Genomic DNA, 24,594 nt, shown 5'->3' with positions numbered 1-24,594 from the left:
AACAGGGAATCTTAGGACTCCCAACTTATGAGTGAATTAAAAAAGAGCCTGAAATGTTCTCAGGCTCTGCTATGTAGTCACCAGAAGTGACTCAATACGCTATCCTATTTAGTTCTACGATCTCGGCAGCTGCTTCCGGATATGTCCTTTTACGCTGATGAGTCGTACAGGATCTTCAGAAGCTGTAACCATGCGTTCTGTGCTCACTGCTTCCCTAATGTCTCCGGACCCGACCATCGTAGGCAAACTGCTCCATATGGAAAATTTGGGAGGTTGACGCATAACGAACGCAGCTCCTTTTGTTGTGTGAATACCTAACAAGCCTTTGTCCACTCAGGATGCCCCATCTCTCCAATATGATGCATGCTGCCCGTCTTTTTTAACCGTTTAGGATCTACTGTCAATGATCAGGGTTACCGGTCCCCAATTGGTTAGCGACACGTCCATCATAGCTCCGAATACCCCGGTCTCAACCTGTAACCCCTTCGCTAAGAGCTCGCGGTTAAACGATTCGTAGAGTGCATTCGCTTCATCCGGTTTGGCGGCAGCCATAAAGTTCGGACGTTTTCCCTTGCGGGTATCGCCATAAAGCGTAAACTGGGAAACCGATAGAATGGCTCCGCCCACGTCCTGGACGCTAAAATTCATTTTTCCATCCTCATCCTCAAAAATTCGCAGCCCCGCAACCTTCTCGGCAAGGTATTTGGCATCCTTCTCTTCATCCTCGTGCGTCACCCCTACCAGCACCATCAATCCCGCTTCAATCTTGCCTACGATTTCATTGTCAACCGTAACTTGCGCATGCTTACATCTTTGAATAACCACTCTCATAGGTTTAGCTCCTTCTTTTCTATAAGAAAAATGTCTATCGATGTACTCTCTAAGAAGACAGACCGCGTTTATCGGTAGTTTTTCTTGCAATATCAGGCAGCAGATCCTCCGAACTCTATACTCTGATATCTTAAAATAAAACGGCCTGTCTCCCGCAGGATAACAGACCGCATTCGTATAATCATCCGAGACTGTTCATGTCCATGAAGTCCCGGAGTCCGTTAACCACGGGAGCCGTGCCATCATTGCTATCACTGCATGATTCGATGAACGGTATATACATCCTTCACCCGCTTGATTCGTTCCACAACGGAATGGAGGTGATCCGTATTGCGGATCAAAATCGTCATGTGAATCATCGCCATTTTGTTCTTGTCAGATCGGCCGGTCACTGCGGAAATATTCGTCTTGCTCTCTGATACCGCTTGAAGAACTTCGTTTAACAGCCCGTTACGATCATGGCCTGTCACTTCGATATCGACGCTGTAATTGGCCTCAACGGCCGTTTCCCATTCCACCTCGATTACGCGTGCGGCCTCCTCGCCTTCATCCATGGTCGGCAGATTGGCACAATCCGAACGGTGGACCGATACGCCGCGACCGCGGGTAACGTAACCGACAATATCGTCGCCGGGCACGGGATTGCAGCATCTCGCAAAACGCACAAGCAGGTTATCGATCCCCTTAACGCGTACGCCGTTCGTCGGACGGCTTCGTTTCTCCGCCGGCTTGATTTCCTTCATCTCGGAAGTCAATTCAAGCTGATTCGCTTCCTCCTGCTCCTTACGGAGCTTCTCGGTCACTTTGGTACAGATCTGGGCGGCAGTGATCCCGCCAAAGCCAACCGCGGATAACATATCCTCGATATCATTAAAGGCGAATTTCTTGGCCGCCTCCATTAATTTATCATCGGTCGTCCACTCGGACACCTCAAGACCGAGGCGCTTGATCTCGCGCTCCAGCATATCGCGGCCCTTCTCCACATTCTCTTCCCGTTTCTCTTTCTTGAACCACTGCTTGATCTTACTCCGGGCATGGGAGGATTGGGCAATCTTCAACCAGTCCTGGCTAGGACCGTACGAATGTTTCGATGTTAAAATTTCCACGATATCGCCGGTCTTGAGCTGATGATCCAGCGGAACAATTCTGCCGTTGACCTTGGCACCAATGGTCCGGTTTCCTACTTCCGTATGAATTCGGTAGGCAAAATCGAGAGGGACGGAGCCTGAAGGAAGTTCGATTACTTCGCCTTTTGGCGTAAACACAAATACCAAATCGGAAAAAAAGTCCATCTTCAGAGATTCTACAAACTCCGAGGCATCCTTCGTCTCATGCTGCAGCTCCAATATTTCACGGAAGAACGTCATCTTGTTATCAAAGCTGCCTCCGTTGCCTGCGGAACCTTCTTTATAGGACCAGTGAGCCGCGATACCGTACTCCGCCGTACGATGCATCTCCCAGGTCCGGATCTGAACCTCTGTCGGTTCCCCATTCGGTCCGACCACCGTCGTATGAAGGGATTGATACATGTTCGTTTTGGGCATGGCGATATAATCTTTAAAACGGCCAGGCATCGGCTTCCACAAGGTGTGGATGATGCCAAGCGTAGCATAACAATCTTTAATATTGTCCACAATAATGCGAATTGCAAGAAGATCATAAATTTCGTTGAATTGTTTGTTCTTCACCGTCATTTTCTTAAACACACTGTAGATATGCTTCGGCCTGCCGGATAAGTCGGCTTGTATACTCATCTCGTCAAGCTTCTCACGGATACAGACTATGACATTATCGATATACTGCTCTCGTTCAGCCCGCTTCTTGTGCATCAAATTCGCAATGCGGTAATACTGCTGCGGGTTCAAGTAACGAAGAGCGATATCCTCCATCTCCCACTTGATCGCGGAAATACCTAGACGATGGGCGATCGGGCAAAAGATCTCTAGCGTTTCATAGGAAATACGGCGCTGGCTTTCCTCGGACTGATACTTGAGCGTGCGCATATTATGAAGCCGGTCCGCCAGCTTAATAACGATCACCCGGATGTCCCGGGCCATCGCGATAAACATTTTACGATAATTTTCGTTCTGCTGTTCTTCTTTGGATCGGAATTGAATACGTTCCAGTTTCGTTAATCCATCCACCAGCAGTGCGCAGGTATCTCCGAAGCGCTCGCGGATCTGCTCGAGCGATACGGTTGTATCCTCAACGACATCATGAAGCAACGCAGCAATAATAGACAACGTGTCCATCTGCATATTCACCACGATGTCTGCAACCGCAAGCGGATGAAGAATATAAGGTTCTCCCGATTTCCGCACTTGTCCGTGGTGGGCTTGCTCCGCAAATTCATAAGCTTCCTGGATGCGGAGAAGATCGGGTTCTTTTATATAGGCGCTGGCCTTTTCGAGTAATCGCTCTATGCCCATTTTGGAGTCCTTCTCTTCCCTTTCTATATAAAATGGAACCCGCCCTTGTCAAAACGTGCAGGTTCCCTCGTGATTGTTTTCCTATCATTATGACGCTTGTGACGTTATACGTCAACATGTCGAGCGTTCAGACACTTATAGTATGCCCGTTTCCGGCTCGGAGACATCAAAACTTGACACCAATTGGATATTTTGACGAACTGTAAAAATTATTGTTGAAAAAACGAACGATTGTATTTAATCTATTAAAGATCGTACGCGAACGGTCCTATATTTAAAGTCCTAAGAGGAGTGAAATGGTTTGCAACGAGAAATTCAAGTTGATGAGAAACTTCCGTTTGGTCCAGGTTTCCTTCTGAGCCTGCAGCATTTGTTTGCCATGTTCGGAAGTACGGTGCTTGTACCGAACCTATTCGGTGTGGATCCCGGCATGATCCTGCTGATGAACGGTATTGGTACACTGCTATACATTTTTTTATGCAAAGGGAAGATCCCGGCATACCTCGGCTCAAGCTTTGCCTTTATCTCTCCGGTTCTGATCGTGCTCGCCAAAGATCCGGATGCCAACTATGGCAAAGCCTTAGGAGCCTTTATCGTTACAGGAGTTATCTTCTGCGTGGTAGCTCTCATCGTTAAATATGCGGGTACCAAATGGATCGACTTTGTATTCCCTCCAGCGGTCATGGGTGCCATCATTGCAATGATCGGGCTTGAGCTTGTACCGGTTGCAGCAGGTATGGCTGGTTTTTTACCAGAAGAGGGACAGTCCATTGATCCGAAAATCATTACGATTTCGCTCGTGACTCTTGGTGTCACCGTATTCGGGGCCATCCTGTTCCGCGGCTTCTCCAAAATCATTCACATTCTGATCGGGATTGTTGTCGGTTATGCTCTGTCCTTCGCTCTAGGCGTGGTAGACACAGAGAAAATCGCGAACGCGAGGTTCCTGTCGGCTCCGGAGCTGACAACCCCGGTATTCGATAACGGGGCGATCTGGACCATCATTCCGGTTGCCCTCGTTGTTATCGTGGAGCACATCGGGCATTTGCTGGTAACAAGTAATATCGTGGGCAGAGACCTTTCCAAAAACCCTGGCCTGCATCGCTCTCTTCTGGCTAACGGTATATCCACCATTCTGTCAGGATTTGTTGGCTCCACACCAAATACCACCTACGGTGAAAATATTGGTGTCATGGCACTCACAAAGGTATACTCGATATTCGTAATTGCTGGAGCAGCCGTTATTGCGATTGTGCTTTCCTTCTCCGGCACGTTCTCCGCTGTTGTAGCCAACATTCCTACCCCTGTAATGGGCGGCGTATCACTGTTGCTGTTTGGGGTTATCGCAGCTTCCGGACTTCGGATCTTTGTTGAGCAAAAGGTCGATTTCTCCAAGGCAAGCAACATGATCCTGGCTACGTTGGTCCTGGTAACAGGGATTAGCGGCGTAACCTTGAAGTTCGGTACCGTCGAGTTGAAGGGTATGGCCCTGGCTACCATTGTAGGTGTCCTCATGGCTCTCCTCTTCAAAGTCTTCGAGATTACCGGGCTCTCCAATGAAAAAAATGATGAGCCGCTCGTAGAGAAAACGCCGGATTGAAAGTAACACCCCTATCCCCAATCGAAAAACGCCCTGAGCTGGTTGCTCAGGGCGTTTATTATTTCCCGGGAAAATCAGGAAGATTGTTGTCGATTACTCGTATTGCATCAATGTAAATACTTCGATTCCATCCAGCTTCGAACGGCCATTGAGATCCGCCAGCTCGATCATGAATGCAGCTCCAACGACGTTTCCGCCCAATTGACGGATGAGGTTAACCGAAGTCGCAATCGTACCGCCTGTTGCAAGAAGATCATCCGCAATCAATACATTTTGACCCTTCTCGATCGCATCGGTATGCATCGCCAAGCGATCTTTTCCATATTCGAGGTCGTATCCCACTTCAATCGTTTCATAGGGAAGCTTTCCGCTTTTGCGAATGGGCGCGAATCCTACTCCAAGAGCATAAGCCAGCGGAGCACCCACGACAAATCCACGAGCTTCGGGACCAGCTATCACATCAATTTTAAGATCGGATACCAAGATCTTCAATTCTTCGATGGCTTTGCGATACACCTCACCATTCTTCAGCAGTGTAGTAATATCTTTGAAGCTGATCCCCGCCTGCGGAAAATCGGGAACAACACGAATATAATCTTTAAAATCCAAAATAATCTCCTCCTGTATAGTTGCGGTTAAGATACGCCTTTTGTGCGGGACATCATCCATTGGGTTAACTGTTCGGTACCGGCATGCAGCAAATGCTGCTCCATATCCGCCAAATCGCTTAGCTCACGGAAGTGACGGGAAGCGTCCAGCGGTTTTTTCTCCGGCTTCGGTATAAAGGTAATCTGTCCCTGGACACGCTGGATGAACGCCAGTTCCTCAAACACATCCAGTACTTTGAGCAGCATGCGTGTAGATAAGGAAGTCTGCTTCTGCAGACGTGCTACAACCTCATTCTCCGACATGGAAGAGGACGTCATCCCGGCAAGTGAAACGTACAGCTTTTTAAACTGTTCGCGGTCCGGAATTTGCAGACGTTCGTGCAGGTTCCGGGTCGGATGCAGCATGAATATATTGGGAACGGAATGGAAGGCTGACATAAATGCATCCAGTTGTTCAGCCGTTTCCGGTACATCCAGTACGAACAAAACGGAAATATCTTCTTGACTGTTTTCAGCAATATCATTATCCGGCATGATGCCAGCATTCCTATCATATACCCAAAGGCACATATCATACAATTGACTTTTTATTTCCGGATGTGAATCTTTTGCGTACACCACGGCCGACCGAACTGCAGGGCAACGCAGATGCGGCTCCAGCTCCGCTCTCCACCTCTGAATTTCCTGTAACGGCTCTTTGATCCCGCGGTAGTCAAACACCTGTTGATAAGGAGCGCAGATATCCTGAATCATGAGCTGTACTTTACGACTCCCGTTCCATTCATTCACGGAAAGCTCACCAAGCACATCCACAGCCGTGCCTACCGGCAATATATCGGCCAGATGCCCCCATCCGAATGAGATCGCATCCATAACCTCACGCTTCTGCTGCAAACGAAGCTTTAGATGTTTTCCTTCTTTGCCGATTTTACGAACTTCCTTTATGACAACATCCCGGAAAACGATCTTCGGCACGGCATTCGCCATGCCAAACGGACTTAACTGTTCAATCTGTTCAATAACGGACACCGATACCTCCGACAAGCTGGCCTCCAGGTCCGCTTCACAAATTGCGACCAGATGCTCTTCTTCGAGTGCTTCCTCAGCATATCGATATAGTCCCTGTTCAAATTCCTCCAATCGATCTCGATGGAGGCTCATGCCCGCTGCAGACGGATGTCCGCCAAAATGGTCCATGACGTCCTTGCAGGAGTGTAGAGCCGCATAAATATCAAATCCCGGAATTGAACGGGCGGAGCCTTTACAGTTCCCCGTCTCGGGATCAATCCCGAGGATAACGACTGGCCTGTAGAATCGCTCCAATATTTTGGATGCCACGATACCAACCACGCCAACATTCCAGCCTTCACCCGCCAATACGATGACAGGAGGAACCTCCTGTCCTCTCCAGCGGTTTTGAACCATGCTAAGCGCTTCCTGGACGATGTTTTCGACCACTTGCTGCCGATCCTTGTTCAGCCCATCCAGTTCCCAGGCAAGCCGTTCCGCTTCATCACGGTGTTCTGTTGTAAGAAGCGTAACGGCACGGCCTGCATGATCCAGACGGCCACTGGCGTTAATCCGTGGTGCCATGGAGAATGCCACATTTACGGCAGTCACCTGCTCCACATGGATCCCCGATACCTCCAGCAAGCATCGAATGCCTTCATACCTTGTATTCCGCATTGATTCGATTCCGTGCTTCACAAGCACCCGATTCTCCCCCGTAAGCGGCATCAAGTCCGCAATGGTCCCGATGGAAACAATCTGAAGCCATTCCTCCGGTGGTTCTCCAACGAGAGCCTGTGCCAGCTTGTAAGCTACGCCTACGCCTGCCAACCCCTTAAAGGGATACGGGCATGTAGGGAGTTTCGGGTTGATCAGTGCATAAGCTTCTGGCAGCACTTCAGGCGGCTCATGATGGTCCGTGACAATTACGTCGATGCCAAGGCTATTGGCATATGCAATTTGCTCGACTGCACTAATTCCAGTATCTACGGTAATGACTAGACTGACCCCTTGCTGATGGGCCCAATCCAGCGCGTGATTATGTAAACCATAACCTTCATTGGATCGGTGTGGTATATAAATATCATAAGATGCACCCAAGTAGCGCATCAGATGAATCATCAATGACGTGCTGGAAACACCGTCTGCATCATAATCGCCATAGATCAGAATATGTTCCCGATCCTCCAAAGCTTTACGAATACGCGGGACAGCCTCTTGCATCCCCTGCATGAGATAAGGGTCATGCGTCAGCTCAAACGTTCCATATAGAAATCTCCGTCCATCCTCGGCTGATTGTATCCCTCGTGACGCCATGAGTGAAGCCACCATGGGTGGCAGCGACAAATCCTGGGCCAGCCTATCGGTGATCGATGACTCTGCCGAGCGTATTCTCCATTCATATTTGGAATACAGCACAGGGACTCACCTTCCTTTTCCTGCCTTTTTCCTGTTGACTTACAACTGTTAGCTCCAGACGCTACTGCGGCAGTGTCGGCATATCGTTGTCCATTAAGTCATAGTTCGATTTATATGGATAACCCGGTTCATAGGGTACCACGTGAACCTTGGCATCCGTAACCTGAATAAAGCGATGGGTTAACAGTTTCCGGATTCGCTCGGCAATCTCTTGAGCCTCCAATACGGACGTCCGCGGATTCACGGTAATTTTCACTTCAATGTTCACATGACGGATCTGCCCGTATTCCTGAACCTTCAGTTCCTCGATCGTGATCACGCCATGCACTCGCTGAATCGTATCCATGAAATCGGCTTCGTGCTCATGCCGCTTCTCTTCCACGAGCGTTCCATAAACGGAATGAACGATTAGTATATACCCTTTGCGGATCACGAGACAAGCCACAATCAGAGCCGCAACCGAATCCATATAGAGCAGGGGTGTCCATTCAAAATAAGAGCCCCCCATAGCTAGTGACACGCCGATTAATACCGTTAGCGAAGAGTACAAGGCAAATCGATGATCAGCGGACAGCACCTCATACCGGGGATCCTTGTTTCTTTTTATCTGCCGACATTGGTACTGAAACACCGCTTCATTCACAGCGAGTGATATGAAAACAGCAAGCAGTGCCGATTTGGTTGGCGGCTCCAGGTCGCCTGATGCCATGGTTTGAATCGCGGATACCGCAATTTGAATACCGCCCATGATCAATAAAACGGCAAATAGAATCGAAATCACGGGCTCCGTCGTGTCCGAAACCTTCCGTTTGTCCCGAATGGAGCTTTTATTGCCGAATATACCCAGGCTCGGTAAACGATCCACCAATAAAGTCACGGCATTTGCCGCAGAATGCAGAGCATCTCCGATTAGAGCCTTACTGCCGGATAAATATCCGACGATCCCTTTACACAAGGCTAATGCAAAATCCGTTACAATGCCTGTCCAAAGGACAGTCTCCGTATGATTCAAACGTTCATTGCTCACTTGAGGCCCCCCTCAATGTCACTATCGATCCTATATTTATTATCGCTGTTAACTTTAGAAAGCCGCGTCGCCTGCGACGCGGCTTTCCACTTGTATAGGACTCTCTACTATCTAGACTGCTACGCCAACAGCGGCTGAATTAGATTTCAATCTTATCTTTGCTTGGCTTTGGCGAATTTGGTTTATTGCTGACATTGCGCCCCTTAAGGACGAGCCACAACGGACTTGCGATAAAGATCGAAGAGTACGCGCCGAATGCCAAACCGATACAAATTGCCAGAGAGAACATCTGAATCGATTCACCGCCAAGCAGGAGCATGAAGAGTGCAGCGATGAAAACAGACAATGCTGTATAGATCGAACGTCCGATCGTCTGGGTCAAACTTTTGTTAACCAGATCTTTAAGATCCGAGAATCTTTTAATCTTGGCAAACCTCAGGTTCTCCCTGATCCGGTCGAAGATGACGATCGTATCGTTAATCGAATAACCGATAATCGTCAGAACGGCAATAATGAATGTCAGATCCACCTCGAGACCGAGGATGGAGAAAATACTAATAACAACAAATGCATCATGAAGTAACGCTACAATTGCTGCAATCGCAAACCGCCATTCAAAACGGATGCTGACATAGATGATAATCCCGATACAGGAAATCAATACCGCATAAATTGCGTTTCGACCCAGCTCTTTTGCCATCTCTGGGTCAACCGTGTTGATCTCGAAGGTGGCCGTTTTATCCAGCTTCTCAATGCCGGAACGCATCTTCAAATCCTGGTCCTCGGTCAGCACCTCGCTGAATCGAATATTCACGCGGTCATTACCAGGAGTAATGCTCGCATCTTCACCGATGCCAGCCTCTTTTAATACGGTATTAATCTGCTCCGTAGTCAGCGGCTTGGAGAGAGAGATATCTACGTTCGAGCCAGATTGGAAATCAACTCCATAGTTAAGACCACGAGTCAAGAGAAATACCAAGCCCAGAATCGTAATTGCAATGGATAGAATATAGAAAAATCTGCTTTTGCCTACGAAATCAAAGTTCTTAAAGCTCACGAATGTCACGCTCCTTTACGCCATAATGGCTCGGTTTGCGGGCCCAACCAATATTCACAAGTAGATTGAGCAAGAAACGGGAGAAATAAACGTTCGTGGCAATACTCAAGATAATCTCCAGAATCAATACAAGCGCAAAACCTTTAACCGCGCCGGTACCAAATCCGAACATGACAGCGGCAACGAGTATCGTCGTCAAGTTGGAGTCCATGATGGCTCGCAGGGATGACTTGCCGCCTGCTTTAACAGCTGATGGAACACTCTTGCCCGTTCTGATCTCTTCCCGAATGCGTTCATAGGTGATGATATTGGCATCAACCGCCATACCTATACCTAATATAAATGCTGCAATACCTGGAAGCGTCAACGTAAAGTCAGCCCATACAAAAATAAGAATCAGAAGCCATGTATGCAAAATAAGTGCAAAGCTTGCCAGCAAACCCGGTACGCGATATCTGATTATCATGAACAGCAGAATCGCAACGGACGCGATAAGACCTGCTTCTACCGTTTTCGTAAGAGACTTCATACCAAGCGTAGCTCCTACGCTCTGAGAGTACTTCTCAACCAGCTTCAGCGGCAGGGCGCCGAGATTAATCGTATCCCGGATCTGCTTCGCTTCATCCAGCGAATAGCTCCCCGTAATTTGTGCGGTACCATCCGTTAATGCGGCACGTACCGTCGGAGCTGATAGCAATTGATCGTCCATGAAGATAGCCAGCTCTTGACCGAGAAGACGTCCTGTAATTTCAGCAAACTTCCCTTTGTCCTTCACTTTAATATCTATCATAGGCTGATTAAGCTGGTCATAGGCAACCGATGCGCCGTTCTCGACGAAATCGTCGCCGCGGAGCTCAATCTTACAGAACTCCTCGCCTTCTTTACAGCCGTCATTGCTTCGGAATGTGAGGTTCGCAGGTTCTTTCATCGTTTTTCGAACTTCAGCCTCATCCGTTACGCCTGCCACCTTCAAGCGAATCCGGTTCGCCCCTTCCGGCGTAACCTCAGGCTCAGATGTTCCCATTGCATCCGCACGCTTTTGCAAGCTCTTTGCGGTTTCCTGCAGTGCTTCTTTTGTGACTTGCTGCCCTTCCATCAAAGGCTCTGCTTCATAAAGGATTTCGAATCCACCCTTAAGATCCAGACCTAGACGGACGTCTTTCAGCAAGCCTGGAGTTGTAACGGCCATTAAAACAGTGATCACGAGTACGGTTCCGACGAAACTGATTATTCTCTTCATGCCGTCCTTTGTTCCCCCTTTTTACTCAATATTCCTATTATAGCGATGTCATAAAACCCAGTCAATTTATCAAAATTTGTCGGGTTTATGAATGAACCCTTATATCCGCAAGGCAAAAGGGACCTCTTCGATTAATCGAAAGAAGATCCCTTATATGCTGATATTGTCATATAGTTCATTAAAGCTGTCGCCTTCAAGGACAGAATGTCATTGACCAGTTTGTGGAGGGAGGGGATGCCTTCCTTTTCATATTTACTGCTGACACAGTTCCAAATATCGTCGCTAGTCACATATTCGTACCCAATCAAATGCATTTCCTCAACCTTGCTCAAGCATACCATCTCAATGGTGCTCATCAATTCTTCCTCGCTCATTTGCTCGAGTTCCATGCATATGGCCTCCTCACTGACTCCCTGTTGTCCCTAAGTTACATTCGACAGGATACATTGCTTTCCTTCTATTCCTACCATGTCCTGAAAAAAAAGTAAAGTCATCAGATGGGACAGGTAGGGCATATCCATAAGAATAGCCATGTCGTGTCACCATATTCAGTCTTAACCAGGGAGTGGGATGGACAGTGAACAAGCAATCATTTATTAAAGGAACGCTGATTTTACTTGCAGCCGGCATATTAAACCGCCTACTCGGTTTTATCCCCCGGATCGCCCTCCCCCGGATCATTGGACCCGAGGGTGTCGGAATTTACCAACTGGGTTATCCCTTCTTTATCGTGCTCGTGACGATCATTACCGGCGGAATTCCGCTAGCCATTGCCAAAATGGTTGCCGAAGCGGAAGGTGCCGGAAAGCGTGATGCTTCCAAGCAAATCCTGCATGTCAGCCTGATGCTGACGGTTACAGCAGGCGCCCTCTTTACGGGACTTAGTCTGCTCCTTGCCCCTTGGGTAACCGGCGTGCTTTTGCCGGACGAGCGTGTATACCAAACCTTTATCAGCATGACACCCATGTTGATCATCATTGCCGTTTCGTCGGTCTACCGTGGATATTTCCAGGGCAAACAGAACATGATTCCCTCCGCAAGCTCCTCCGTGATCGAGACGATTGTCCGAATTATTTGCATGCTCTGGTTTGCGCATCTCTTGATGCCCAAAGGCATCGCTTACGGGGCTGCGGGTGCCATGCTCGGAACAGCCGTGGGGGAACTGATTGGCATGATAGCCCTGCTGCTGCAATATCCCGGGGAGGGACGACCTAGGAACAAACTTTTACCTAAACCGCAAGAAGTCATATCCGAAAAAACTGCAAAAGAAGACTCTTCCTCGAATAAAGGCATCCTGAAACGTTTATTCGGTATTGCATTGCCTGTGACGGGGGGCAAGATGGTAGGTTCATTCTCCTACCTGCTGGAGACGATTCTGACCAACCGCAGCCTGGCCATGGCAGGTATAGCGACATCCGTAGCAACCGCTCAGTATGGGGCACTGCAAGGGATGATCATCCCGCTCCTGTTATTGCCCGGTGCTCTGACGGTTTCTCTGGCCATCTCTCTGGTGCCTTCACTCTCGGAAGCTGCTGCCCGCAATGATCGGACGACCATCCACAAACGAATGAACCAATCCCTTCGGCTAGCCCTTGTCTCCGGAGCTCCGTTTGCCATCATTATGTTTGTCCTGGCTGAGCCATTATGCCTGCTCCTATACGACAACGCGGAGATTAGCGATATGCTCAAAATCATGGCGCCGTTTGCCTTGTTCCTGTATGTGCAGTCCCCGCTTCAAGCTGCCTTGCAAGCTCTGGACCGTCCGGGCCGGGCATTACTCAACACATTATTCGGGGCGATCATCAAAATGAGCCTCATCGTGTTTTTGGCATCCAATCCCGCCTTCGGCATAATAGGGGCCGTCATTGCCATTATCGTAAACAGTATTGCAGTTACATTACTCCACGGTTTCAGCCTATCGAGACTAATCGGCTTTCGATTCCGTCTGCTGGATTATGTCAAAATCGGGGCGGTTATGATCATCATGGGTGCCTGTGTCCTCTATGGGTACAAACATCTTCCGTTTTCGACCGCGCCATGGCTGCAATTTTGGGCTTCCATCGCAATTGGTATTCTGGTCTATTTCATCATGATTTTTATAACCAAGCTGGTAACACCGCGAGATTTGGATCGTGTGCCTCTCGTCGGCACCTGGTTCAACAAATTCAGCCGTCGTTAGATCCTGTCTTTACGATCAATGTAAATCCGGCCTTTATGGTCAATAGAGCATAGAAAAATATCCTTAAAATCCTTAGCACCGTAATTCTGGATCTCGTTCTTAAGCCAGAACCGCGTTTTATGGATTAATTCAAGGTTCTCGTCCTGCACCTTTCCATCCAATATAAGCGGGATGGGCAGGCCTTCATACGTAATTTTATCGTAAGGAATATCTACGACTGTAGGGTTCTTTTCGGATTGGAATGAAGTAGATGAAAAATTGGTGGCCCCTGAGGTGTTGGATGAACTTGAAGAGTTGTTCGAACTGCTGTTGGAGCTGTTCCCCGTATCCTTTGGAATCACGGTGAGCTGACCGGATGTTTCAAGTATCGCAAATTCAACATCCGCCAGACTGTCAATATCTTTGCCCCTTAGCTGCTGCATCAGATCATCCAGATTATAGCGAAGCTTTGCCATCTCCTTACGGTGCAGCCTGCCCCGGGACACCAATACGCTTGGCTTTCCGTCGGCAAACAGCCGTATATTTCGATTTTTCAGTCCGATGTAAGCAAGACCTACCTGAATGGCAACCAAAACGGCGATAGGAGCAAGTCCCTCCCAAATCGGCTTTTGGACATCTTCCAGAACAAAAACGGCAATCTCTGCAATCATAACGGATATGACCAAATCGAAGATGGACAGCTTTCCGATTTCCCGTTTGCCCATGATTCTCATGGTGACAAAGATGACCACATACATCAGAATGGTCCGCAGAATCAGAATAGTCATATGAGACATAAACAATCCCTCCTAGCTTGTCGAACATTCTCATGTACAGCTATTCTGGCCTGCTATAGCTTTTCCCATTCGATTACAACGGATTAATTAATGGAAATCATGCAAAACCGGATGCAAAACGCTCAGTTTGTACTATATGTACAGGCTTGGCCATACAATTTAATGATCAAGATTAGTTAAGGGGGATGATTCATGGAACCGATCCGGCGAGTTTTCACTTTCAGGATCTCCAATCCGATTCTTTCAGGACTTTTGTATTCTTTTTTCTGGATGTTTCTTGGCGCGTTTGCGTTATCCCTGCTTCTATGGGGCAGCGGACTAGCCGAAGATGATTTATCGTTCTACACGTTTCTCGTACATGCCATCGCAGCCTTTATCGGAGGTTGTGTGAGCGGCAAGCGCGCAGGAAACAAAGGTTGGTATTACGGCTGCCTGACAGGGCTGATATATGGCATTACGCTGCTCGTCATTGGCTTTCTTGCTTTGGATAGTTCTTTATCTCTCGGAGATTTGACGCTGATTGCCACGGTATTTGCCGCCGGCGCCATCGGGGGAATGTTCGGGGTCAACTTAAAAAAATAAAGTTTCGCTCTAACGCTCCTGGCGAGCATCTCACTACAAAAATGATAAAAAACAAAGGCCGATTCCTAAAAGGAATCGGCCTTTGTTTTAACGATTACATTCCATATGTAGGTGAAACGTAATTATGCATCCGCATTCACACTATGGCTGATTGAGTTACGATCGAACGTCAACTTCGTTACATCGTTCACTTTCAAAACCACAATATCGTCGGTAATCTCCACAATTGTACCGTGAAGGCCTCCAATGGTTACCACCTTATCGCCCTTTGACAAGGCGCTAAGCATTGCGTTTCTGGTCTTCTGTTTCTTCTGCTGTGGACGAATAAGCAGAAAATAAAAGATGACAAACATCAGAACGAAAGGCAGAATCAACCCTAAAATACCGCCTCCGCCTTGACCTGCACCAGCTGCTAAATCAAACATATCTTTCCCCCCTTTCACAAACTTATCATGATGGCCATGAACTTGCTTTAGAACCCTTTTTCATTATCATGTAGGCCGTACTTATCAAAAAACTCATCGCGGAAATCAAGCAGACGGTCTTCCATAATACTCTGACGCACGTTACGCATCAAATTGAGCAGGAAATGCAGGTTATGATACGTCGTCAATCTTAATCCAAACGTTTCATCACTCTTGATCAGATGACGCAGATAAGCACGCGAGTAGTTACGGCAAGTGTAGCAGTCACATTCCGGATCCAGCGGTCCGTAATCCCTGGCATATTGAGCATTTCGAACGACAAGACGGCCTTGACTTGTCATCGTTGTCCCGTTGCGAGCGATCCGCGTCGGAAGCACGCAATCGAACATATCCACACCACGAATCGAGCCCTCAATCAACGCATCGGGTGATCCGACTCCCATCAAATAGCGAGGTTTATTGTTCGGCAGCAGGGGCACCGTGTAATCCAGCACTTCATACATAAGCTGCTTCGATTCTCCCACACTAAGTCCACCAATAGCATAACCCGGGAAATCCATGGAAGTCAAATCACGGGCGCTCTGACGGCGCAGATCCTCATGCATGCCTCCCTGAACGATGCCGAATAGGGCTTGGTCTTCCGGTCTGGCATGGCTCTTTAAGCAGCGTTCAGCCCAGCGAGAGGTCCGCTCGGTGGATTGTTTAACGTATTCATACTCCGCAGGATAAGGCGGGCATTCATCAAAAGCCATCATAATATCAGATCCAAGCGCGTTCTGGATCTCCATCGCGACTTCCGGGGAGATAAACAGTTTATCTCCGTTCAAGTGGGAACGGAAATGTACGCCTTCTTCCGATATTTTTCTCATTTCTGCTAAGCTGAATACCTGGAAGCCTCCGCTATCGGTCAGGATCGGACGGTCCCAGTTCATGAATTTGTGCAGTCCGCCCGCTCCCTTCACAATATCGTGTCCAGGACGCAAAAAGAGATGATAGGTGTTGCTCAATATAATGTGGGCATCCATAGCCTTTAGTTCTTCCGGACTCATGGTTTTTACCGTTGCCAATGTTCCCACAGGCATAAATGTCGGCGTATCGATCACGCCGTGCGGGGTGTGCACTCTGCCGAGCCTCGCGCCCGATTGTTTACACGTTTTAATATGTTCATAAGTAACAGCTGCTACCATTGTATTAACCAACCTCCGAATTAATAGATAAACATCGCGTCGCCAAAGCTGAAGAATCGATATTCCTTCTCAACAGCTTCCTTGTACGCCTTCATAATGTGTTCGCGTCCGGCCAGCGCACTGACCAGCATCACCAGCGTGGATTTCGGCAGATGGAAATTCGTAATCAGCGCGTCCACGACGGTAAAAGCATATCCGGGATATATGAAAATGCTTGTCCAGCCGCTGCTCTCACGCAGCGGCTCGCCTTTCAGCGCCGATCCAACCGTCTCCAGCGTTCTGCAAGAGGTAGTCCCTACAGCGATAACCCGGCCGCCGCGCCGCTTCGTTTCATTCAGCAGCTCAGCGGTTTCCTGGGAAAGGGAATAGTACTCTTCATGCATGACATGATCCTCAACCTGTTCCACGGACATCGGACGAAATGTCCCCAGTCCCACGTGCAGGGTAATGAAGGCGATGTCTACTCCCTTGGCCTGAATCTGTTCCAGGAGAGTTTCCGTGAAGTGCAGGCCCGCCGTGGGAGCGGCTGCAGATCCTTCATGCTTCGCATATACGGTCTGATACCGATCGCGGTCATCCAGCTTCTCCTTAATATATGGCGGAAGCGGCATTTGCCCCAGTTCATCCAGGATTTCTTGGAAAATCCCTTTATACGAAAAGGATAGGATGCGAGCACCCATCTCGCCTTCTTCCTCAATGATCGCTTTTAATTTACCGTCCCCAAAGGAAATTACGTTCCCTTTTTTCAGCTTCTTGCCCGGTTTCACAAGTGCCTCCCACCGGTCTTGCCCCATATTCTTCAGCAGAAGGACCTCTGCTTTCGCACCGGTGTCTTCCTTTGCACCGAACAATCGGGCCGGTATGACCTTGGTATCGTTTAATACGAGTGTATCCCCCGGATTCAGGCTGTCTATGATGTCCGCAAACGTTTGATGGCTTATATGTCCGTTCTCTTTGTCCAGCGTGAGAAGCCTGGAAGAGCTTCGATCAAGCAGCGGCGTCTGCGCAATTAAGTGTTCGGGTAATTCAAAATCATACAAATCCACATTCATGTCGTTCAGTCCTTCGTAATAGTCGTGTTGCGGTAATAGTGTTGGAGTATCTGCTTGTAATCATACCCTTCATCTGCCATTCCTTTGGCACCCCATTGGGACATGCCCAGTCCGTGGCCTAAGCCTTTACCGGTAAATTTAAAGCCGGAAGAGCTTTCAATCACACGTGCTTTCCCCGTTCCATTCATCACAACGGTACCGGAACCTTTGACATTTCCGTTGCCGCTCCCTGAGATAACGGATATCGTTTGGCCGCTTGAAACCGTTGATACCGCACCATTCGCGCTCAATACAGTATAACTTCCGGTCGATTCAATATCAAACAATGTGCTTGGCAGTCCGTTAAAAGCCGAGCGGAACATATCCGGATATTTTACGTCCAGCACTTGACCGTTGGCTTTCACCGTAAGGGCACGTCCAGAAGGGCCTCGCTCCGTTACATCCAGCGAAGTAATAGAAGCAGGCAGGCTGTTAGTGGTTTTTCCTTTTAGAGAGGACAGTAGTTGATCCGAAGTATACGGACCGCGAACCCAGTCATAGCTGTTGGATTCCGCCACTTTCTCAAGGACGACAGCCGTTTCTCCTGGATTCATCTTGCCTACAGGCTCAACGTTCGATTGGATCAATGGCAATGGGCGTACATTCGTATCCTTGGCGGTAACGGTCATATACAGGAGTCCTGCCGATGTTTTGTTGCCGGTTTCCTTCACATTGTCCTCACGTACATAACCTGTAGCGCCACTCGGAAGAAGTACATGATACCAAGATTTAAGCGCTGCCTGGGATGAGGAATCTCCAGTGCTTTCCACCGCGGCAAACAGATCGTTACGGTTACCCCACACCTCGGTGGAGTCCGCCGTCATTCCTCCGCTATTGGAGGAAAACACGGTTTCCACTATTTTGCCGTCTTTCATGACAACTTCGCCGTCAGTTGCATCCACTGCCTGAATAATGCTTGGATACTCATAGGCGGTCCCATAATAGGCCTGGCTTAGCGTTGTGTCCACGACATGGGCTACTTCGAACTTATTTCCTTGGAAGAGCGCATAGCTGCGTGCCGCTACAGCCTGTGCTTTCAGCGCTTCAACACCCCAAGTAGATGGCACCTCGGCTCCAACGACGGAATACAGGTACTGCTGGAACGGCAGTTCATTGACGAGATACAATTGACCGTTCTTTTGTCCGATCTCCAAAGCGCCTCGATAGGAGCGATCCGATCGCTCCTTCACATTCGTTCCGGCACCTGAGCTTCCTTCTACCCGCAGAACCGACTGACCACCTGACAACATATAATGCTGTGTCTCTTGAGGAGTCGCAAGGTTCAGGCTTACATCTCGTCTCATCATCAGACCCGTGGTTGCGGCATTCATTTCAACGAGGGCGCCGGATATTGGAGCAGCTTCCTGTCTGACTGCAGCCAGATCGGCTGTGTTGGCTGCCTCGCCTACCCAAACCTCATAAGCGGATGCACCTCCGTTTGGTACCACAACATTGAAGGCATCCATGCTGGCATTTGCATACTTCTTACGTACAGACTCCGCCTCAGCCTCCGATCCGTACGATCCCGCAGACAAATGCAGTCCGCCTTTAACAGAAGGCGTTTGACCATTCAGATATGCAGCTACCGTCTTCGCAGTTCGCGTTGCCGCGTCCACGGCCGCTTTCTCTGTCCCATACATACCGGCATATAGTTTGTATACATTGCCATCTGCAAACAGCGTCGGTTTGTCATTCGTCGCCTCCAGTTTTTTCGCCGCTTCCGAAGCTGTTTTCCAATCCGTGGTCTCAAGCACCTTGACGCGGTATGTATCCACACTCATTCGGACCTGCTGGTTTGCTGGAATGCTCATCAAAGTCTGCTGAGCACCGGATACAAGCAGCGATGCCGTCAGGGCATCAGCGGATTTCAGCGTAACGGCATTGGTTGTTGATTTATACTGACTTCCCAGATCCAAAAACATCGCAACACGAATCGTATCTATTGAAGGCGCGGCCGCATGTACTGCAGGCGAGCTCCATAAGGTTCCGGCAACAGCCAGTGACAAGAGTCCCTTAGTGGTCCAACCGAATAATGATTTCGTCCAGTTTCTATCCATTTAAGTCTTTCCTCCTGTAGCTATTAGGATTTGGTATGAATGTAATGATTCTATAATCTAACTACGATCCTCAGGGAAGGGAATACCTAAATGTTGATAAGCTGTGGGCGTTACAACCCGTCCCCGGGGTGTACGCTGCAAGAAACCGATCTGCAGGAGATACGGTTCATAAACATCTTCAATGGTTTGGCTTTCTTCTCCAATGGTTGCCGCGATGGTATCCAGACCTACAGGTCCCCCACGGAAGATTTTGATCATGGCGCTCAACATTTTATGATCAATAAAGTCCAGTCCCATCGGATCGATCTGCAGCATTTTCAGCGCTTCCTGAGCAATGCTTGGCGTTATCATGCCATCTCCTCGAACCTGGGCATAATCACGCACCCGTTTCAAGAGACGGTTGGCAATGCGGGGCGTCCCCCGCGACCTCAGGGCAATCTCTTCTGCTGCCTCTCCTAATATCTCGATCTCCAAAAGATCCGCATTGCGTGACACAATGTAACTCAGCTCGTCCACCGTATAGAATTCCAGACGGCTTACCACGCCAAAACGGTCCCTAAGCGGCGCAGAGAGCAATCCAGCCCGGGTAGTGGCGCCAATTAAGGTAAACGGCGGCAGGTCCAGACGTACCGAGCGTGCGCTTGGCCCTTTCCCGATCATAATATCCAGCGCAAAATCCTCCATCGCCGGATACATCACTTCCTCTACCGTCCGGTGCAGCCGATGGATCTCATCAATAAACAGGACATCTCCTTCCTGCAGATTAGTGAGAAGTGCAGCCAGATCCCCCGGTCGCTCGATTGCCGGACCGGAAGTCGTACGGAGATTAACGCCAAGCTCATTGGCGATAATATTCGCCAGTGTCGTTTTGCCGAGTCCCGGAGGACCGTACAACAACACGTGGTCAAGCGCTTCGTTACGCATTTTTGCCGCTTCGATATATACCTTGAGATTTTCCTTAACTTGATTCTGTCCTATATATTCAGCCAAATAGCGTGGACGCAGACTAAGCTCGACAGCCTGTTCGTCCATCATTAGATTGGCGGAAATAATTCGATCGTCCATCTATATAAACTCCTCTCCTGCAGCGATTCTCTATCTAACCAGCGAATAGCTGCTGCAGTGCCCGCTTCATGAGCACATCGACGGATTCGCCGCTTGCGCCGGAATCCTTGATCTTCAGCCAGACTTTATCCAGCTCGCTATCCGTATAACCAAGCGCCTTCAGCCCCTCGCGAGCCTCGGACCACGCCGAGCCGCTATCATCCGATTCAGGCTCCTGGATGGCAAAAAGACCTGTCATCATGCTCGCATTTCCGAATCCCTCAAGCTTGTCCTTCAGGTCCAGAATCATGCGCTGCGCTGTTTTCTTACCGATTCCCGGAAGCTTGATTAAGAAGGATACATTCTCCTGGTAGATGGCGGAAACCACATGATCCGGTGATCCCCCGCCCAATATGCCGAGCGCCACACGCGGACCGATACCCGAGACTTCGATCAGTTTACGGAACAGCTTCTGTTCCTCCCGTGTCGGAAATCCAAACAGCAGGATGGCATCTTCACGGACATGATGATGTGTAAACACCGTGATGGTTCCTTCGGTTTTGGCAAAGGCATATGGATTCGGACAGAACACCCGGTATCCTACCCCATGAACATCCAGTACAATATATTCACTCTCTAAGTGGACTACCTGTCCCCGTAAAAAATCGATCATTTTCGCAATACCTCATTTAACTTGGAATTCAGTGTATAGGAATGCGCGTGACAGATCGCTACTGCCAATGCATCCGCCACATCGTCAGGTTTGGGAATGCTCTGCAACTTTAGGAACATCCTGACCATCTCCTGTACCTGTTTCTTCTCGGCCTTGCCATAGCCGACAATCGCCTGCTTCACCTGCATCGGCGTATATTCTGCAATCAGGAGCCCGCGCTGGACCGCAGCCAGGATAAGAACTCCTCTGGCCTGGGATACGGACATCGCCGTGGTTACGTTGCGGTTAAAAAACAATTTCTCGAAAGCAACGGCCTCAGGCTCATATTTATCAATAAGCTGCTGCATGCCTTCGTACACGTGTTGCAGCCTCTCTTCATCCGGTGTATGGGCTTCCGTCTGGATACAGCCATACTGTACCGGTGTGACTTTACTTCCAACCTTATCTACAAACCCGAAACCTACAATCGCAATCCCGGGGTCGATCCCTAAAATGCGCAAACCAATCTCTCCTCTGATGAAGCGAACATATGTATCGTTCTCTCATTATAACAAAAGATCGACCTCTGTTGAGGAAAAACTTTGATCCTTTAAGCAACCGTTACGTATCCACTATATTGAGACCGCTGACATCCCCCTCCAACGCAAAAAACTGCCCGGAAAAATTCCGGGCAGCAGCATTTTCAGTCACCAAGCGACAAAGCAGGGACAATTTTAAGGGGTCGGGTTCATGACATTCTCAGCCATATCCCGTGCATAATCGCTAAAGGTTGACAGAACACTGTTATACTCTTCCATATCTTGGATTCGAATACCATCTTCAAGCTGCTTGATCACATCTTTGGGCAAAGAAGACTCCATCGAACCGACATCCAGCTGAAAGAAGGTCCGCATCACTTTCTCTTCTTCCGGTGGGCCATCAAACAACGTTAAGTTTCCTTGGGAATCGATACTCATATAAGCTTGCCTCTTACAGGCGGGGGAGAGGTCGGATACGGTGTGCTCCAGCCAAACTACTCCTTTGTTATCCAAGCGTCCCTGCCATAAAGGATTTTTATTCATCAGTTCATAAATACCGTCCGCCGTAAGCTTACCCATATCCTGCTCTTCGATGCCACATACATAAGTGATGCGAACATGAACATGCTTCTTTCCCTTCGAGGTATTCAGCTTCTGCATAAATTCCCTCTGATCCTGCCGGCGTTCTTCCAACTTATCATCCGCGATCTGCAAGTAATGCATCGTTTCTACGGCCAGTGGCGTTTCGTCGGATGCAGCAGTGAGCAGCTTATGCATCTGATCCTTTATATTCTGGCCGGTCCATATCATGATACCTGCGATCAATAGGATTGCACAGGGCCAAATCGCGCGTCTCCAGCGTCTCCACCGTTTTCTGAACAGCTTCTTAAAGAAATGAAAAACACTCAAGGTTATCCCCTTCTATTCAATGTTTTTCATATTGTGACCGGGAAGCTGTCAAATTATTCAGTTCCGCTTTTGCCATTAGCATCATTTTCAATCCATAACAAAGAAAGACTGCTTTCAGTTACACTGAAAGCAGTCTTTCGATTCGAATCGGGATGACACGATTTGAACATGCGACCCCCTGGTCCCAAACCAGGTGCTCTACCAAGCTGAGCTACATCCCGTTAATTAATGCCGGTGAAGGGACTCGAACCCCCACGGTTTCCCTCACGATTTTGAGTCGCGCGCGTCTGCCAATTCCGCCACACCGGCACAATGAAATTTCAAATAGAGTAAGTAAATTAGTTTAAAAAATGGCACGCCCTGAGAGATTCGAACTCCCGGCCTTTTGATTCGTAGTCAAACGCTCTATCCAGCTGAGCTAAGGGCGCAAAATGGAGCGGACGACGGGAATCGAACCCGCGACCCTCGCCTTGGCAAGGCGATGCTCTACCGCTGAGCCACGTCCGCAATGTAAATATGTATTCCGTCTCAAGCTCTCTTGGTAAAGATGGTGAGCCATGAAGGACTCGAACCTTCGACACCCTGATTAAAAGTCAGGTGCTCTACCAACTGAGCTAATGGCTCTTATTACTAAGAGTAAAGAATGGCGGAACTGACGGGATTCGAACCCGCGATCTCCTGCGTGACAGGCAGGCATGTTAGGCCTCTACACCACAGTTCCATGAGGCATTATCGCTATCGCGATATAAAATTGGTTGCGGGGGCAGGATTTGAACCTACGACCTTCGGGTTATGAGCCCGACGAGCTACCGAACTGCTCCACCCCGCGTCATTAAAAGGGTTGCTTATATGGGACCCCCGAAAAGTAATCGGAATTACTTGCGAAGCATGTGCTTCACTTTTTGGGGATAAATCATGGTGGAGGCTGAGGGGATCGAACCCCCGACCCTCTGCTTGTAAGGCAGATGCTCTCCCAGCTGAGCTAAGCCTCCGTCTGGAATGTTGTTAAAGATAATGGTGACCCGTAGGGGATACTCTCACTTCGTTCGAGACTGCGAAGTCTATGCTTACGAAGTTACCCTCCGACGAACCGACGGGATTCTCATCCCCTGATGCATTAAAGAAAGTGGTGACCCGTAGGGGATTCGAACCCCTGTTACCTCCGTGAAAGGGAGGTGTCTTAACCCCTTGACCAACGGGCCATATATGCAGTCCTTGCTGGCGGAGAGAGAGGGATTCGAACCCTCGAGACGCTTTTGGCGCCTACACGATTTCCAATCGTGCTCCTTCGGCCAACTCGGACACCTCTCCATAAGTGGCTCCCCGAACAGGACTCGAACCTGTGACAACTCGATTAACAGTCGAGTGCTCTACCAACTGAGCTATCAGGGAATATGTACCGCTTGGCGACGTCCTACTCTCCCGGGACCCTTCGGTCCAAGTACCATCGGCGCTGGAAGGCTTAACGGTCGTGTTCGGTATGGGTACGCGTGGAACCCTTCCGCTATCGCCACCAAACGTATATTCAGGATCCGGCATCGCCAAATGCCGTGATCATCCTCCTTGCAAGTATAACTTGTACACTTACAATTCAGTTTTGATCACCTGAAAACTAGATACGAAACGAATTTGCAGCACATTGAAATATGTTTTGGATAAGCCCTCGACCGATTAGTATTGGTCAGCTCCATGCATTGCTGCACTTCCACCTCCAACCTATCTACCTCGTGGTCTTCAAGGGGTCTTACTAGTTGGGAAATCTCATCTTGAGGGGGGCTTCACGCTTAGATGCTTTCAGCGCTTATCCCTTCCGTACGTAGCTACCCAGCCATGCTCCTGGCGGAACAACTGGTGCACCAGCGGTACGTCCATCCCGGTCCTCTCGTACTAAGGACAGCTCCTCTCAAATTTCCTACGCCCACGACAGATAGGGA

20 protein-coding genes, 11 tRNA genes and 2 rRNA genes (1 of these 33 running past the window's edge) are annotated in these 24,594 nt (G+C 48.9%); 3 read left to right on the top strand and 30 right to left on the bottom strand.

The annotated features are described in order from the left end of the window. Positions 1–387: 387 nt before the first annotated feature. The gene (gene dtd / locus NYE54_RS08980; RefSeq protein WP_076320444.1) at positions 388–831 is read right to left on the bottom strand and encodes a D-aminoacyl-tRNA deacylase; all 444 of its coding nucleotides are present in this window, start codon (positions 829–831) and stop codon (positions 388–390) included. Positions 832–1,082: 251 nt separating this feature from the next. After that, positions 1,083–3,260, bottom strand: coding sequence for a bifunctional (p)ppGpp synthetase/guanosine-3',5'-bis(diphosphate) 3'-pyrophosphohydrolase (locus tag NYE54_RS08975; protein ID WP_339271635.1), 2,178 nt, complete (start codon positions 3,258–3,260; stop codon positions 1,083–1,085). A 301-nt stretch (positions 3,261–3,561) separates the two neighbouring features. Here NYE54_RS08975 and uraA point away from each other — a divergent pair, with 301 nt between their 5' ends. Then, entirely contained in the window at positions 3,562–4,860 is a 1,299-nt protein-coding gene (gene uraA, locus NYE54_RS08970) for a uracil permease (RefSeq protein ID WP_339271633.1), read from the top strand. Between the two features lie 93 nt (positions 4,861–4,953). Here uraA and NYE54_RS08965 read toward each other — a convergent pair whose 3' ends face one another. The 6 genes from NYE54_RS08965 to NYE54_RS08940 all read right to left on the bottom strand — a co-directional run bounded on the left by NYE54_RS08965 (position 4,954) and on the right by NYE54_RS08940 (position 11,608). Then, entirely contained in the window at positions 4,954–5,469 is a 516-nt protein-coding gene (locus NYE54_RS08965) for an adenine phosphoribosyltransferase (protein ID WP_076320441.1), read from the bottom strand. Between the two features lie 26 nt (positions 5,470–5,495). Next, positions 5,496–7,895: a single-stranded-DNA-specific exonuclease RecJ gene (gene recJ, locus NYE54_RS08960; RefSeq protein ID WP_339271630.1), complete on the bottom strand. Its 2,400-nt coding sequence runs from the start codon at positions 7,893–7,895 to the stop codon at positions 5,496–5,498. 61 nt (positions 7,896–7,956) lie between these two features. Beyond that, a complete protein-coding gene (locus tag NYE54_RS08955; RefSeq protein WP_339271629.1) occupies positions 7,957–8,922 on the bottom strand; it encodes a cation diffusion facilitator family transporter in 966 nt (321 codons plus the stop codon). Between the two features lie 139 nt (positions 8,923–9,061). After that, complete coding sequence (secF, locus tag NYE54_RS08950) at positions 9,062–9,979, bottom strand: protein translocase subunit SecF (protein ID WP_098742581.1); 918 nt, start codon at positions 9,977–9,979, stop codon at positions 9,062–9,064. Continuing rightward, positions 9,969–11,219: a protein translocase subunit SecD gene (gene secD / locus NYE54_RS08945; protein ID WP_213645490.1), complete on the bottom strand. Its 1,251-nt coding sequence runs from the start codon at positions 11,217–11,219 to the stop codon at positions 9,969–9,971. Before secD ends, secF begins: the two co-directional genes overlap by 11 nt. 131 nt (positions 11,220–11,350) lie before the next feature. Next, positions 11,351–11,608, bottom strand: a complete 258-nt coding sequence (locus NYE54_RS08940) for a post-transcriptional regulator (protein ID WP_076320436.1) — start codon at positions 11,606–11,608, stop codon at positions 11,351–11,353. 188 nt (positions 11,609–11,796) lie between these two features. On the opposite strand from NYE54_RS08940, the gene spoVB reads away from it, so the two are divergent. After that, positions 11,797–13,398, top strand: a complete 1,602-nt coding sequence (gene spoVB, locus NYE54_RS08935) for a stage V sporulation protein B (RefSeq protein WP_339271625.1) — start codon at positions 11,797–11,799, stop codon at positions 13,396–13,398. On the opposite strand, the gene NYE54_RS08930 is transcribed toward spoVB, so the two are convergent. Next, positions 13,395–14,174 carry a DUF421 domain-containing protein gene (locus NYE54_RS08930; protein WP_339271623.1) on the bottom strand — a complete coding sequence of 260 codons (780 nt, stop codon included), beginning with the start codon at positions 14,172–14,174 and terminating at the stop codon, positions 13,395–13,397. The two genes, spoVB and NYE54_RS08930, sit on opposite strands and share 4 nt — an antisense overlap. Before the next feature lie 192 nt (positions 14,175–14,366). Here NYE54_RS08930 and NYE54_RS08925 point away from each other — a divergent pair, with 192 nt between their 5' ends. After that, on the top strand, positions 14,367–14,756 hold the full coding sequence (locus NYE54_RS08925; protein ID WP_076320433.1) for a TIGR04086 family membrane protein: 390 nt from the start codon (positions 14,367–14,369) through the stop codon (positions 14,754–14,756). A gap of 122 nt (positions 14,757–14,878) precedes the next feature. On the opposite strand, the gene yajC is transcribed toward NYE54_RS08925, so the two are convergent. The 21 genes from yajC to NYE54_RS08820 form a co-directional block, all read right to left on the bottom strand. Further along, positions 14,879–15,181, bottom strand: coding sequence for a preprotein translocase subunit YajC (gene yajC, locus NYE54_RS08920; protein WP_076320432.1), 303 nt, complete (start codon positions 15,179–15,181; stop codon positions 14,879–14,881). A gap of 47 nt (positions 15,182–15,228) precedes the next feature. Continuing rightward, a complete protein-coding gene (gene tgt, locus NYE54_RS08915) occupies positions 15,229–16,368 on the bottom strand; it encodes a tRNA guanosine(34) transglycosylase Tgt (protein WP_339271620.1) in 1,140 nt (379 codons plus the stop codon). A 20-nt stretch (positions 16,369–16,388) separates the two neighbouring features. Then, positions 16,389–17,420, bottom strand: a complete 1,032-nt coding sequence (gene queA, locus NYE54_RS08910) for a tRNA preQ1(34) S-adenosylmethionine ribosyltransferase-isomerase QueA (protein ID WP_339271619.1) — start codon at positions 17,418–17,420, stop codon at positions 16,389–16,391. 5 nt (positions 17,421–17,425) lie between these two features. After that, the gene (locus NYE54_RS08905) at positions 17,426–19,516 is read right to left on the bottom strand and encodes a SpoIID/LytB domain-containing protein (protein WP_339271617.1); all 2,091 of its coding nucleotides are present in this window, start codon (positions 19,514–19,516) and stop codon (positions 17,426–17,428) included. 57 nt (positions 19,517–19,573) lie between these two features. Then, positions 19,574–20,581 (bottom strand): Holliday junction branch migration DNA helicase RuvB, encoded by a 1,008-nt coding sequence (ruvB, locus tag NYE54_RS08900; protein WP_339271615.1) that lies wholly within the window; start codon positions 20,579–20,581, stop codon positions 19,574–19,576. 34 nt (positions 20,582–20,615) lie between these two features. Next, on the bottom strand, positions 20,616–21,233 hold the full coding sequence (ruvA, locus tag NYE54_RS08895) for a Holliday junction branch migration protein RuvA (protein WP_339271613.1): 618 nt from the start codon (positions 21,231–21,233) through the stop codon (positions 20,616–20,618). After that, positions 21,230–21,733, bottom strand: coding sequence for a crossover junction endodeoxyribonuclease RuvC (gene ruvC, locus NYE54_RS08890; protein WP_339271612.1), 504 nt, complete (start codon positions 21,731–21,733; stop codon positions 21,230–21,232). The genes ruvA and ruvC overlap by 4 nt, the downstream gene beginning before the upstream one ends. 213 nt (positions 21,734–21,946) lie before the next feature. Continuing rightward, a complete protein-coding gene (locus NYE54_RS08885; RefSeq protein WP_339271610.1) occupies positions 21,947–22,660 on the bottom strand; it encodes a BofC C-terminal domain-containing protein in 714 nt (237 codons plus the stop codon). A gap of 147 nt (positions 22,661–22,807) precedes the next feature. Further along, positions 22,808–22,881: transfer RNA gene (locus tag NYE54_RS08880), tRNA-Pro, on the bottom strand. An 8-nt stretch (positions 22,882–22,889) separates the two neighbouring features. Further along, positions 22,890–22,969, bottom strand: a tRNA-Leu gene (locus tag NYE54_RS08875). 42 nt (positions 22,970–23,011) lie between these two features. Next, a tRNA-Arg gene (locus NYE54_RS08870) sits at positions 23,012–23,088 on the bottom strand. A gap of 4 nt (positions 23,089–23,092) precedes the next feature. Next, positions 23,093–23,167 (bottom strand) — tRNA-Gly (locus NYE54_RS08865). A gap of 41 nt (positions 23,168–23,208) precedes the next feature. Then, positions 23,209–23,284, bottom strand: a tRNA-Lys gene (locus NYE54_RS08860). Between the two features lie 20 nt (positions 23,285–23,304). Then, positions 23,305–23,381, bottom strand: a tRNA-Asp gene (locus NYE54_RS08855). Positions 23,382–23,412: 31 nt separating this feature from the next. Then, positions 23,413–23,489: transfer RNA gene (locus NYE54_RS08850), tRNA-Met, on the bottom strand. A gap of 87 nt (positions 23,490–23,576) precedes the next feature. After that, positions 23,577–23,652, bottom strand: a tRNA-Val gene (locus NYE54_RS08845). Positions 23,653–23,787: 135 nt separating this feature from the next. Next, positions 23,788–23,862, bottom strand: a tRNA-Glu gene (locus NYE54_RS08840). 17 nt (positions 23,863–23,879) lie between these two features. Further along, positions 23,880–23,971: transfer RNA gene (locus tag NYE54_RS08835), tRNA-Ser, on the bottom strand. Between the two features lie 5 nt (positions 23,972–23,976). Then, a tRNA-Asn gene (locus tag NYE54_RS08830) sits at positions 23,977–24,052 on the bottom strand. 9 nt (positions 24,053–24,061) lie between these two features. Further along, a 5S ribosomal RNA gene (rrf, locus tag NYE54_RS08825) occupies positions 24,062–24,178 on the bottom strand. Between the two features lie 133 nt (positions 24,179–24,311). Further along, positions 24,312–24,594 (bottom strand): 23S ribosomal RNA (locus tag NYE54_RS08820) (it continues 2,647 nt past the right edge of the window).

This window comes from Paenibacillus sp. FSL K6-1330, assembly GCF_037976825.1.
Taxonomy (GTDB): domain Bacteria; phylum Bacillota; class Bacilli; order Paenibacillales; family Paenibacillaceae; genus Paenibacillus_AQ.
Note: the sequence above shows the minus strand (reverse complement) of the source record. Positions and strands in the feature narration are given on the sequence as shown.